Consider the following 13,295-nt stretch of genomic DNA (forward strand, 5'->3'; position numbering starts at 1 on the left):
CTGTGAATCCTTAAATCCTTAAATCCTGATTCAGACATTTTCAAAATTCAATATGATGTTGGGTTGCGCTATTGCTTAACCCAACCTACTAAGGATTCAGACATCAGCCGAAAACACCACCCGCAAACCCGACATTCTCAAACCACCTTCTGCTTCATTCCAAGTGCGACTCGCACTGCGACAAAGTTCCGCACTAAAATTCCACGCACCACCACGCAAAACCCGACGATGGATATCACCATCCACATCCCACACCCTACCATCTGTCGGTGCGCCTTCATAATTTTTATGCCAAGGATCAGCACACCATTCCCAAACTAACCCGTGCATATCATATAATCCAAAGGCATTTGCTATATCAAAACTGCCAACATTTGTGATTTGTTTACGAACATTAGTTGTTGGTGGGACAAAATAAAAATCACCACCACTACAATTAATTAAATCAGCAGTAATGCGTTCTCCAAAATGAAAAGCTGTGGTAGTTCCTGCACGACAAGCATATTCCCATTCTGCTTCACTGGGTAAACGATAATTTCGTCCTGTTTTCATTGACAACCGCAAACAAAATTCCACGGCTTCATACCAAGAAACGTTTTCTATTGGTAAATTGGCACCTTTAAATTTTGAGGGGTTGGGGTTTAAAGGTTGGACAATTTGTGGTAAATCTGTTACCGCTTTCCACTGTGCTTGAGTAATGGGATATTTCCCTATAAAAAAAGATGAAACGGTGACTTGATGTTGAGGACATTCTTCTACATCACCTTCATATTTTGGTGAACCCATCAGAAAAGTACCACTAGGAATGGAGACCATTTCTAAAGCGATATTTTTATTTAATTCTTCTAGAAAGAATTTGGCATTAAGTCTGTCATAGCTAACTTTTCTTCCAGCCGTGTTTACTGTAACTACATCAAAATCAAAGGTTTCTAAAGGTGGTAAAGGGACGATATTTTTTGGAGGTAGTGGTGGTGGTAATGGTGTTTCAATGATTGGAAGAATTTCTATAGCCTCTGGTAGTGATTTTTCTGCTTTCAAATCCTGTAATACTTCTGCTGCTGACTGATATCTATCGCTGGGGAAATGTTGCAATAACTGATCTAAAATAGATGTTAATTTATCACTAATAGTAATCCCTTTTTCTTGTAAACGTTCTTTCCATAACCATTTTGCATTCATGGGATTATAAAGAGGATCTTTAAGTCCATAGGTATCTTGCATAGGTAAATCTTGAGTTAATAACCTGACGCAAGTTACTCCCAATGCGTATAAATCACTAGCTTGACAAGCGAAACCTGCCATTTGTTCTGTTGGTGCATAACCTAATGTATAAATGGCTGTGGCTTGTCTGGCTATGCTGGTGTGAGTAACTTGTTTTGCACCACCAAAGTCAATTAATACAGGTTTGTTATCTGTATCTTGACGAATAATATTTTCTGGTTTGATATCCCGGTGAATTACATTTTTTTGGTGAACAAAATCAAGTACTGGTAATAAATCCGCTAAAAGTTGACGAATTTGGGTTTCGTTATAAGCCTGTTCTTGAACTTCTTGGAGGAGAGTTTTACCAATAATAAATTCCTGGACTAAATACAAACTAGCACCTTGTTCAAAGTAAGCTAATAACCGGGGAATTTGGGGATGATTTTCGCCAAGTTCATATAATCTAAAAGCTTCTTCTTTGAAAAATTCGGCTGCTTTTGCACGTTGTGCTGTTCCCTGAACTTGAGGAAAAAATTGCTTAATTACGCAAGGTGCGTTTAGTCTGTCTACGTCTTCTGCTGCGTAAGTTTTACTAAACCCACCTTCACCTAATAATCGCAAAACACGGTAACGGTTTCTGAGGAGTTGTCCAAATGTACCGTGTCCGCAAACGATGCAAAATTTACTGTAGTCAGGGTTGAAGGGGTTTGAACAGTTGGGATTTTGGCAAATTTGCATAGTTGAGGGGAAGATAGCATCTTTTCCAAAGTCGTCCCCAATATTATCTAATTTATAAAAGATATTTAGGTCAGTAAACAAGGATATCTATCTATGTCCTGACATTGGCAGATTATGGGAATAAAAGTGAAGAGAATATGTTGATTTATTTATGTTTGTGGGGAGGTTTTATCTGTTATCACCCTATTTACTAATTTTCGGGTGACTATAATATGCGCGCACGGATTCCCATTATAATATTAAGAATAGAAGAGTTTTGGGATCTTGTCAAGTGTTTGGGTGATTGGTAATTACTAGTGCAGCGTGACAGTAGAGTCAGAGACTCTTTAATAGCATTCCCAGTCTGAGACTGGGAACGAGATAATTACGAATTACGAATTACGAATTATTTCAAGTTTTATTTTCTCCTGAAACGCGAATTAATTCAGCTATAACAGCGACAGTTCCAGTGACGGAAATTAACACGACGCTAAGAGCGTTAATATCAGGTTTAACTCCGGTTCTAATGCGGCTAAATATTTCCATAGGTAGGGTGTTGGAACCGCTACCTGCTGTAAAGCTGGCGATGAGAAAGTCATCTAAACTGAGAACAAAGGCTAGTAAACAGCCTGATATGATACCTGGCATTAATTGTGGTAAAACTACTTTGAAGAAGGCTTGAATTGGGGTTGCACCTAAATCTAGGGCGGCTTCTTCGAGGTGAGGATCTAGATTATTGAGTCGGGATGAGACTACTAAGCTAATGTAGGATAGACAAAAAACGATGTGGGCGGCAACGATTGTCCAGATGCTGAGGGGAATGGCAAAGGCGGCTAAACAGACTAGAGTGGCAACTGCGATCGCAATATCAGGAATTAATAATGGTAAATAAGATATGCCGCGATACAATTTTTTACCAGGGAAGTTATAACGCGCTAACCCCACAGCCATCATGGTTCCCAAGACGGAAGAAACTGTGACTGCACTAAAGGCAACTAGTAAACTGTTATTCACAGCGGATAAAATGCGATCGTCCCGGAACAGTGTTTTATACCATTCCAGGGTGAATCCTTTCCATGTTGCACTGTAGGGTGATTGGTTGAAGCTATAAAAACCTAGTACCAAGATAGGCAAGTACATGAACACAAATATAACTAGTGAGAAAACCGCCTGCCATGAGACACGCGGTTTTTTGATTGTTTTAGAGATATTCATATTTAGTTCTATTTTGTCATACCTTTTCATACCATAAATAAATTATCAAAGTCAAGGTATGGCCGTTGCTTCCGTACCGTATTCACATCAAGATAGGGCGGGAAGCTTGAAAGCACAATATACTTCTATCTGCTGTATGCGGTTATTTTACCTGGGCTAAATTTTCCCATCCCCAGACTTAAATAAATAGACAAATTACCCTAGGGATTGGGGTAAGTACGAATTGGTAAATTTGGTAAATTTGGTAAATTTAGGGATATTTGGGTTTTTTGTGAAAATTAGTCATCTATTGGCAGTCAAATTGATGATATTTAAATTGCTAATTTACCTCTTGAGGTGAGTATGATTTCCCTACCTAGGATAGACAAAAAATATCCAAGTTACAGCATAAGATTTTAAAGCACTTATCAATATAGTTGGTGTTTTAAGTGATTTACTGCTATGGTGAATCGCTGGACATTAATTTAAATCAAATTAAATCAAACCAATAAACACCACTAATTTACAGTCTTACATTTTAGGAGGTTGATAATGAGAATTGCTCAGATTGCTCCACTTTGGGAGAGAGTACCTCCTCCAGCTTATGGTGGAATAGAATTGGTAGTGGGATTGTTAACTGATGAATTAGTCCGCAGGGGACATGAAGTTACATTATTTGCATCAGGGGATTCTCTGACTTTAGCAAAGTTAATATCAGTTCATCCTCGGGCTTTAAGACTTGATAAAACTGTCAAAGATTGCAGTATTTATGAATCGCTACAACTAGCTTCAGTCTATGAGCGAGCCGAAGATTTTGATATTATTCATTCCCATATGGGACATACGCCCATACCATACACAAAACTTGTGAAAACGCCTACAGTTCACACGTTGCATGGAATTTTTACCCCAGATAATGAAAAAATCTTTAAATATGGCAAAAAACAGCCTTATATCAGTATTTCTGATTCCCAAAGGGAACCGAGTCTAGGCTTAAATTATGTCACCACTGTTTATAATGGCATTGATGTTAGTAGTTATGAGTTTTATCCCGAACCAATAGATGAGCCTTACTTGGCATTTTTGGGTAGGATGTCTCCAGAGAAAGGGCCACATTTAGCCATTGAAATTGCTAAACAAGCTGGTTGGCGATTGAAAATGGCAGGTAAGGTAGATGTGGTAGATGTGGAGTTTTTTGAAAAAGAAATTAAACCACATATTGATGGTGAGCAAATTCAGTATTTAGGTGAAGCTAATCATGCTGAAAAAAATGTTCTCATGGGAAGTGCTGTCGCAACTTTATTCCCTATCACTTGGCGAGAACCGTTTGGTTTAGTAATGGTAGAGTCAATGGCTGCGGGTACGCCAGTAATTGCGATGCGAATGGGTTCGACAGAAGAAGTAATTGCTGATGGTGAAACCGGTTTCCTTTGCAATAATACACAAGAATGTGTGAATGCAATTGACAAGGTAAATAAATTAAACCGTTATGCTTGTCGGCGGTATGTGGAAAAATGTTTTAGTGTAGACAAAATGACTGATGGTTATGAAGCGGTTTATCAACAAGTTCTTGCTGAGAAATTTGCTCAAAATGGTCATTTCCGCACTCCTGTAGTTAATTTAATTTAGCGCGAATTTCCTCGATCCGTTGGCGATTTACTCCTAAGTCGCCATAACCTAAGCGGGAAGCTGAACGTACATGAATGATGTTAGAGTTACGGTCGAGATAGAATTCTACATCATCGACAAATCCCATCAAAGCACTTTTGAATTCTGCATATAAATAATCTTCTGTTTCAGTAATTATCTTAGTTCTAGGTAAAAACTGAATGAGAGTTCTCAGATTAGCTAATGCTTGTTCTGGGGTGGATGTAAAACTCAGGGGTGCGATTTGATGAAGTGAATCTGAAGCCTGACTGGAGACACAGTTAGGGCTAGAAGGACAGGGTGCTAATTTACCTGATTGAACGCCTAAATTATTTGGTCGTTTGCCTGCAAAAATCATAGGGTTAAGTAGGGGTAAAAAAATAAAAATGAGGATGCTAAGAAAGATAAAACCTAAAAAACCTCTTCTTGTTTTTTGAATCGACACGAAAAATATAAATCTATGATGAGGTTGATCATTCCATCATAAATGAAAGTGGTTAATTGAAAATTAAAGAAATAAGACAATTCCTGGATTGCTCCTCCTGGGGAAGGATAGAAAATTATGAGACTTATGGTATGACTCAATGCGCGATTGCCTCTGGCAATAGCGTAGCAAATCGTTTTATCATGCGATTAATTACCATTTAGCCTCAAATAAATTTATGACATCAATAATTTCCATTAACGATAGTCACTCGTTAAAACTTTCACCCCTAGAAGTCCCCAACCGCTTATTACTTGGCCCAGGTCCTTCTAACGCCCATCCTGCGGTATTACAGGCTATGAACACCACACCTTTAGGGCATCTAGATCCCGCATTTTTAGCCTTGATGGATGAGATTCAATCTTTGCTACGCTACATATGGCAAACGGAAAACCCGCACACCATCGCCGTTAGTGGTACGGGTACAGCCGCAATGGAAGCCACCCTGGCTAACACCGTAGAACCAGGAGATGTGGTATTAATTGGTGTAGCTGGGTATTTCGGAAATCGCTTAGTAGATATGGCGGGAAGATATGGCGCAGATGTGCGAACTATAACCAAGCCTTGGGGACAAGTTTTCAATTTAGATGAAATCAGTACAGCAGTAGAAACCCATAAACCCGCAATTTTAGCCTTAGTTCATGCCGAAACATCCACCGGCGCACGTCAACCCTTGGAAGGGGTGGGTGATTTGTGTCGTAAACATGGCACATTGCTATTAGTAGATACCGTTACCAGCTTAGGTGGTGTTCCCATCTTTTTGGATGAATGGGGTGTTGATTTAGCTTATAGTTGCAGTCAAAAAGGTTTAGGTTGTTCTCCTGGTGCTTCTCCTTTTACCATGAGTGCGCGGGCAATGGAGAAGTTGCAAAAACGCCAATCTAAAGTTGCAAATTGGTATTTAGATATGTTGTTGTTAGGGAAATACTGGGGTACTGAACGCACATATCACCACACAGCCCCGATTAATTTATATTATGGTTTACGGGAAGCGCTGCGTTTAATGGCGGAAGAAGGTTTAGCTAATTGTTGGCAACGCCATCAAAAGAATGTAGAGTATCTTTGGGAAAGCCTGGAAGAAATCGGTTTAAAAATGCACGTTGAAAAGGAATACAGACTACCAACTTTAACTACAGTTTGCATTCCTGAAGGGGTAGATGGTAAAGCCGTTGCCAAGCAGTTATTACTTGAGCATAACATTGAAGTTGGCGGTGGTTTGGGAGAACTTGCGGGTAAGGTTTGGCGTGTGGGTTTGATGGGTTTTAATAGTCGTCCTGAAAGTGTGGATAAGTTGGTTGAGGCTTTGAAGCAAGTTTTGGGTAAATAGAATTCTTGTGGGGTGGGCATCTTGCCCGCCATAATTATAAATTACTATAGCAATAGTATTTGATTTTTGAAATATACACCATTGCTGCGGTGGGCATTGCCCACCCTACGAGACTTAAAATTTTATGGCTACGCCACGCAAGCTATCAAATATTATTTATGATTCCTATATCAATAAATTATTCTCACCCAGAGGCACAAAGAGGAGATAATGGTTAGAATCAGGATTTACAGGATTTAAGGATATTCAGGATATTGATAATGAGGATGTTAAGTTAAGTAACCAATATTGAAATTGGCTCGTAATACCGGCAAATGTAGAGAATAAAGAAGAAATGCATATTTCAAAACTTATTGGGTGGATAATATAAAAGTCACGAAAATTGATGAGAATCTGTACTTCTTGTGTTGATATTCGACACAGGACGGTTCAAGAAGTCCCACAACTCAAAGTACAAGTTACGGGGGTGTGTGTAATGAAAGAATACATGAATATTTTAGAAGGGTTAGTTGAGCAGCTGACACTATCTGCAATTTTAGAGATGCTAGAGCGTATATGCCACAAAAAAGCTGAGAATCTGAGAACTCACTGGAAAGATGAGGACTCTGCAAAACGGTGGGATAAAGCCGCTAAACAGATCGAAAATCTCAATGTTGATATTTGAACGTTTCGCAGCAGTCCCTACTCTCAATGTACTCATAGGGTAGGGATTGGAGCGAGTTATTAGATCGTATCAGAGCGAATACTAATCATTAGGGAACCGCACGGAGATGGGGGAACGCGGGGACGGGTCGAGTTTTTTTGAGCAGCAATTAACGGGACTTGATATTAGATATCGCATTTTTTACAGTCCCGGCTTTGGTTCAGAAACGCCAAATATATTTATATATTAATAAGCTATAAGTCGCATTGTTGAGCAAGATGCTAAATAAACTTTCGCAGTTTCTTAACCCCAACACTGAAATTCCCTCCACACCTCCCAGCTATTACTATGAAGGAAATTGTCCGCAAACGGGGGAACTGCTGAAACTTCCTCGTACTCCTTTAGCAGAAGCTATAGCTGAGGGTTTAATGCAACAACTTCAGCAAAATGAAATTTATTCCCGTGAAGGTAAAATGTATGGTATTTTATTGGTTGAATTACCGAATGGTGAACAAAGAGTAATTAAAGCTTTTTCCGGTTTATTGAATAGTTGTAGTGTGGTTGAAGGTTGGGTGACACCAATTCCCGGAAGGGAAGATATTGCATTAGCAGAAACACAAACTTTAGCAAAGTTGGCAGCAATTAAACAAGAGATAATTACTCTCAAACAACTTCCTGAACGAGAAGAATATGCAATATTATCGGCTGAATTTCAACAGCAGTTACAAATATTGAGTTTGCAACATAGTCAAAGTAAAAGAGAACGACAGGAAAAACGTCAACAACTCGGAGAAAACATCACAATCGAAACTATTGCCCAACTCGAAGCAGAAAGCCGTCAGCAGGGAATTGAGCGCAAATACCTCAAACGTCGTCAAAATAAAGTTTTGCAGTCTTTACAGCAAATCATAAATGCCGCAGATACAAAAATCAGAGAACTAAAACAACAGCGAAAAGAACTATCTCGCCAATTGCAAACCCAAATGCACGCTGCTTATAGCCTAACTAATTTCTCTGGAAAATCTCTATCTTTACAGCAACTACTACCAGGAGGAACACCCACCGGCACAGGGGAATGTTGCGCTCCTAAATTATTACATTATGCAGCAACTCATGGATTAAAACCTTTAGCAATGGCTGAGTTTTGGTGGGGAAATTCTTCTGTCCAAGATAAAAATCCAGGTAAATTTTATGGTGCTTGTGTAGAACGTTGTCAGCCATTAATGGGGTTTTTGCTGTCAGGAAAAACTAACCATTCAGCCCAGGGAAAAGAAGAAATTATTTATGAAGACCAATGGTTAATTGCTGTTAATAAACCTCCCGGATTACTTTCTGTACCCGGACGTTATTTTCATAACCAAGATAGTGTTCTGAGTCGGTTGCGTAATTGGTATGATGTAGAATTGATGGCGGTACATCGCCTAGATCAAGAAACTTCTGGTATTCTTTTATTAGCTAAAGATGTATTTACCCATTCTCAACTAAATCAACAATTCCAAAAAAGACAAATTCACAAAGTTTATGAAGCCATCCTTGCAGGTAATCTGATTATTAATGAAGGTGTAATTGATTTACCATTGTGGGGAAATCCTGAAAATCGTCCTTATCAAACAGTTGATTTAGAAAGGGGTAAACCCAGCTTAACTCGCTTCCGGGTAATAAGAAAAGAAGGAGACTATACCCGTATAGAATTTATCCCTCTGACAGGACGTACCCATCAATTACGAGTTCATGCGGCTGATGTGCGAGGATTAGGGATGATGATTTTGGGAGATAAGCTGTATGGTTGCAGTGCTGAGAGAAGTAGACTATATCTGCACGCCAGAGAACTGAGTTTTCAACATCCGCATTTAGGAAAAAATCTGTATCTACAGACAAAAACACCATTTTGAAAAACTCTCCGCTTCACCGCGTCTCCGTGCGGTTCCCTAAGGAGATTTTCTAGACTAAGTAGAGTAACGTAAATAATTAAAGGTTTGTAGTGAGGTCTTTAGACCTCGAAGTAGGGCTGAAGCCCACACTACGAGGAAATTTCAGACTTTGTTACTTTACTTAACATAGTTTGATTTATTATTGCCTACCTACTTAATTTAACTGATTCTATTTTGCTGATGTAGCTTTTATCGGTAAACTCTAATATTGCATAGAAAAAACGTTTACCCTCATGACTGGAGAGCAAAATTTTGGGCATAGAACTACGCAGTTTCGTATTTCTAGACAATCTGCAACCTCAACACGCCGCATATATGGGAACAGTAGCCCAAGGTTTCTTACCATTACCTGGGGATACATCCCTGTGGATTGAAATCTCACCTGGTATCGAAATCAATAAAATTACAGATGTCGCCCTCAAATCTGCCTCTGTCCGTCCGGGAGTACAGGTAGTGGAAAGGCTGTATGGACTATTAGAAGTGCATTCTGGCTCCCAAGGGGAAACACGAGCCGCAGGACAAGCAATTTTAGCCCTGCTGGGAGTGAAAAAAGAAGACTGTCTCAAACCCCGTGTGGTTTCTAGCCAAATTATTCGCAATATTGACGCTTACCAAACCCAACTTATTAATCGCACCCGTCGGGGACAGCTACTGTTAGCTGGACAAACCCTATATGTATTGGAAGTTGAACCAGCTGCTTACGCTGCGTTAGCTGCAAATGAAGCCGAGAAAGCAGCGTCAATTAATATCCTGGAAGTGCAAGCTGTAGGTAGCTTTGGAAGGCTGTATTTAGGTGGAAACGAACGGGATATCCTGGCGGGGGCAGCAGGAGCCTTAACGGCGATTGAGAATGTCCCTGGTCGAGAAAATCCCCAGCAGCGTAAGGAATAAAAGGAGCAAAAATGGCAAATCGAGAGCATCTGGGACTACTCAAAGCAGGTGCAGTTACCTGGCTAGAGTGGAGAAAGCAAAATCCCCAAATTGAACTTGATCTTAGTGCGACTAACCTGCAAGGAGAAAACTTCCGGGGTGCAAATCTCCAAGGGGTAAATTTGACCAAGGTAGATTTAAGTCATGCTTTACTGGTGCGAACAAATCTCAGCGGTGCAAATCTGAGTAATGCTCATCTCAAGCAGGCTATTTTGATTGAAGCTAACCTGAGTGCAGCTAATTTTAGTATTGCTAACTTGAGTGGTGCAACACTGATGCAGGCTGATTTGAGTCATGTAAATTTGATTGGTGCTGATTTGAGTGCAGCCAATCTCAGAGGTGCTGTAATTACAAATGCTAATCTGATCGGGGCTGATTTAAAAGATGCTATTTTGCGAGATGCGGATTTAGGAGAGGCAAAATTAATCCGCTGTAACCTTTGTTTTGCTAATTTGATTGGGGCTAATTTAATTGCTGCTGACTTGAGTGAAGCGAACTTATATGAAGCGGAATTAATGGCAGCTTACCTTTACAAAGCTAATTTGTATAAAGCTAATTTAACTAAGGCACATTTGGGTAGTTCATACCTATTTAGAGCTAACCTGAGTGAAGCTAACTTGACAGAAACTGATTTAAGTGGGACTAATTTGCGAGGTGCAAACCTTGGAGGTGCAAACCTTGGAGGTGCAAACCTTAGAGGTGCGAATATTCAGGGTGCGAACCTCAATGGTGTCAATCTCCAAGGTGCAATTATGCCTGATGGTTCTAGGAATGAGTCCCACACTTACCCATTTTAGGTAGCAATGGGTATGAGTGGGTAGGAATTAAGTTACAGTTACAGACCCCAATCTAAAATCTCAAATCTAAAATTGCTATGCTTCGTCGTAGGGTTCTAAATCCAAGAGGTGAATATAAGGCTCAACTAACTCTGGACGCTGAAACGCAATAGCTCGCAGTAGATGCCAGTCATTCAAACCCTCAAAAGCATTGCTGTAATTATCCAATTCCAGACGCGTAGCCAAATCTTCCACCTCTGCTGCTTTCATGGCAGCAATTTCTGTTTTGGAAATGCTTAGAGTTTTCATAATGCTTGCCCCTCCCTTTTGCAGCGTTTGCTTTCAGCCCTGGGTGGAGTTGCCCTAAAAGCATCCACCCAATCTATATTACTCATTAGTGGGCATCTATTTTGTAAAAATTTTGCTTATTTACACCCTGCTTTGTAAAAAATTGGTAACTTGGGCTAACCAATTGTGTTCACCACAAAACTTCGCAGCACTCCTAACATTTCCGGACTGATTTCGTGTCCCATGTCAAATTCATGGTAATCTACCGCTACTCCTAAAGATTCAGCAACTGCTTTGGCTTTGATAGCCGCTGGCAATGGTACAACTTGATCTTGTCTGCCATGCATGATTAATGTGGGGGGAAAACTACTGTGTTTGAGCTTTTCTACCCCAGGATGTAAATACCCACTCATCACCACTAAACCAGCTAGGGGTAAGTTTAATCCTACATCTAAAGTCATGGCACCACCTTGAGAAAACCCACTCAAAATAGTCCGCGATAAGGGTACTCCTGTGACACTCTCTAAAGATTGCAACCAATCTATGAGCATTTGCCGACTTTCTGTCAATCCTTCATACATATTCTCATCTCGCAGATCATACCACGCTCTGCCGGTAGAAGAATAGGGAGATGGATAAGGTGCATTGGGAAGTAAAAATTCATAGTCAGGTAGGTTTAAATAGGGCAATAACGATGCTACGTCTTGAGCATTTGCACCCCAACCGTGTAAGGTAACGATTAAAGCGGATGGGTTTTGCTGTGTTTTTGGGGAAAACTTGATGAAATCTAATGTTGCAGTCATGAGTGATTTTATTCGGCTGAGTTATTAGTTAAGGTCGATCTCTAAAAATCATATGTTTTTTATGATCGAAAGTAATAATACCTTGTTTTTGTAATTTGCCAATTAAGCGTGTAATGGTGGCTCTGGTAGTGCAGCAGGAACTAGCCATATCTTCGTGAGTGAAGCGAATAGAGAGACGAATTCCTTCTGGTACTGGTTTTCCGACTTGCTGTTTTAAAAGCTCTAATAGATGGTGTAATCGGTCTTTTACTCGCCGTCTACCTGCAATCACTAAAAAAGATTCTGTCTGTTGTAATCGCTGTTGAATTTTAGGTAGAAGGGTATGGCTAATTGCGGAGAAAAGTGTAATTTCTGATAAGTAAATTGATACTAATTCCACATCTGTCAGGGCTGTTGCTTGATAAATGGGTAGGGATGTCATGCTAGAACCGAAAACCATTTCTTCTGTTGCTAACCCTGTTAATACTTCTTGATCTGTTTCACAAAATGTACTCAGCTTAACTACACCTTTGCATACATACCAAATTAATAGTGGGTTGAGGGAAATAGTTTCTCCTTTAGAATATTTATGTACAGGACGATGTTCAATCAAGTTCTTCTGATTCTCAACTGTTGCTGATTCTCTTGGCTGATATTCAGAAATGTCACGTATTAACCAGTAGAGTTTACTAGATTTGCGAGGTTGGTGTTTGGCAGATGTTACCGTCAAAGCAGCTTTAAATGAATTACCATGATGTGGCTTTAATGGTAATAATATTCCTCTAACTTTCTGAGATTTAGATATCTGGATGAGTTGTTCGTAAAAGTACTGATGTTGTTCTAAGGTGATGAAGCTGATTATTGATTTACCAACCAGAAAATGCTGGGAAATATTGAGTAATTTCGTGGCGGCGCGGTTAGCTTCTAAGATGATACCTTTTGCATTAGTTACTAAATAGGCATCTGGTGCAAATTCAAATAAATGTTGATAGTGTTGGCGATCTGCTTCCAGCAATTTGTGTGTTTGGATCAGTTCTTCGTTGTGCTGGTAAAGTTCTTGTACCTCTAATTGTAAGATTTTTGAGGTGGTGTAAAGTTCTTTAAAGGCTTCTGGTACCAGGTCTGATGGAATCCAAGGTAATACACTAGCTGTTTGGTGCAAATCTGCTAAACGTTGGTGCAATAATTCTGCGCGTTGGACAAATTTTTCTATGTTCACCTTAAATTCCCCGTGACTACTTGCAGAGTTTTGGACAAAATTCCACTACGTTAAACTTGGGAAATTCGATAGCAATTCCAAAATAGTTTAATCATGAAATTAAATTTATTTAAAACAAAAAAATACAGTTATTTACCCCTGAATATATAAAATT

Annotated in this window: 12 protein-coding genes; 6 read left to right on the forward strand and 6 right to left on the reverse strand. The window is 39.7% G+C overall.

The genetic code is table 11. The annotated features are described in order from the left end of the window. Positions 1–96: 96 nt before the first annotated feature. The gene (locus H6G68_RS20105; RefSeq protein ID WP_190908226.1) at positions 97–1,941 is read right to left on the reverse strand and encodes a bifunctional serine/threonine-protein kinase/formylglycine-generating enzyme family protein; all 1,845 of its coding nucleotides are present in this window, start codon (positions 1,939–1,941) and stop codon (positions 97–99) included. 390 nt (positions 1,942–2,331) lie between these two features. Next, complete coding sequence (locus tag H6G68_RS20110) at positions 2,332–3,135, reverse strand: ABC transporter permease (protein ID WP_190908227.1); 804 nt, start codon at positions 3,133–3,135, stop codon at positions 2,332–2,334. Positions 3,136–3,666: 531 nt separating this feature from the next. Here H6G68_RS20110 and H6G68_RS20115 point away from each other — a divergent pair. Beyond that, the gene (locus tag H6G68_RS20115; protein WP_190908228.1) at positions 3,667–4,743 is read left to right on the forward strand and encodes a glycosyltransferase family 4 protein; all 1,077 of its coding nucleotides are present in this window, start codon (positions 3,667–3,669) and stop codon (positions 4,741–4,743) included. Here the strand turns inward: H6G68_RS20115 and H6G68_RS20120 are convergent. After that, positions 4,730–5,119 carry a DUF1499 domain-containing protein gene (locus H6G68_RS20120; protein ID WP_190908229.1) on the reverse strand — a complete coding sequence of 130 codons (390 nt, stop codon included), beginning with the start codon at positions 5,117–5,119 and terminating at the stop codon, positions 4,730–4,732. The genes H6G68_RS20115 and H6G68_RS20120 overlap by 14 nt on opposite strands. A 304-nt stretch (positions 5,120–5,423) precedes the next feature. On the opposite strand from H6G68_RS20120, the gene H6G68_RS20125 reads away from it, so the two are divergent. From H6G68_RS20125 to H6G68_RS20145, 5 genes are all read left to right on the forward strand, one after another. Then, entirely contained in the window at positions 5,424–6,572 is a 1,149-nt protein-coding gene (locus H6G68_RS20125; RefSeq protein ID WP_190908230.1) for an alanine--glyoxylate aminotransferase family protein, read from the forward strand. 475 nt (positions 6,573–7,047) lie between these two features. Beyond that, positions 7,048–7,236: a hypothetical protein gene (locus H6G68_RS20130; protein ID WP_071190151.1), complete on the forward strand. Its 189-nt coding sequence runs from the start codon at positions 7,048–7,050 to the stop codon at positions 7,234–7,236. A gap of 257 nt (positions 7,237–7,493) precedes the next feature. Beyond that, a complete protein-coding gene (locus H6G68_RS20135) occupies positions 7,494–9,107 on the forward strand; it encodes an RluA family pseudouridine synthase (protein ID WP_190908231.1) in 1,614 nt (537 codons plus the stop codon). A gap of 291 nt (positions 9,108–9,398) precedes the next feature. Further along, positions 9,399–10,037, forward strand: coding sequence for a beta-carboxysome protein CcmP (locus tag H6G68_RS20140; RefSeq protein ID WP_190716476.1), 639 nt, complete (start codon positions 9,399–9,401; stop codon positions 10,035–10,037). A gap of 11 nt (positions 10,038–10,048) precedes the next feature. Beyond that, complete coding sequence (locus H6G68_RS20145) at positions 10,049–10,873, forward strand: pentapeptide repeat-containing protein (protein WP_190908232.1); 825 nt, start codon at positions 10,049–10,051, stop codon at positions 10,871–10,873. A gap of 75 nt (positions 10,874–10,948) precedes the next feature. Here the strand turns inward: H6G68_RS20145 and isiD are convergent, their stop codons facing one another. The 3 genes from isiD to H6G68_RS20160 all read right to left on the reverse strand — a co-directional run bounded on the left by isiD (position 10,949) and on the right by H6G68_RS20160 (position 13,141). Further along, entirely contained in the window at positions 10,949–11,161 is a 213-nt protein-coding gene (isiD, locus tag H6G68_RS20150; RefSeq protein ID WP_071190114.1) for a protein IsiD, read from the reverse strand. Positions 11,162–11,316: 155 nt separating this feature from the next. Beyond that, on the reverse strand, positions 11,317–11,943 hold the full coding sequence (locus tag H6G68_RS20155; protein WP_190908233.1) for an alpha/beta hydrolase: 627 nt from the start codon (positions 11,941–11,943) through the stop codon (positions 11,317–11,319). A 28-nt stretch (positions 11,944–11,971) separates the two neighbouring features. After that, the gene (locus H6G68_RS20160) at positions 11,972–13,141 is read right to left on the reverse strand and encodes a PAS domain-containing protein (protein ID WP_190908234.1); all 1,170 of its coding nucleotides are present in this window, start codon (positions 13,139–13,141) and stop codon (positions 11,972–11,974) included. Between the last annotated feature and the right edge of the window lie 154 nt (positions 13,142–13,295).

Origin of the sequence: Anabaena catenula FACHB-362 (assembly GCF_014698735.1) — a bacterium.
Classification (GTDB): Bacteria; Cyanobacteriota; Cyanobacteriia; order Cyanobacteriales; family Nostocaceae; genus Anabaena; species Anabaena variabilis_A.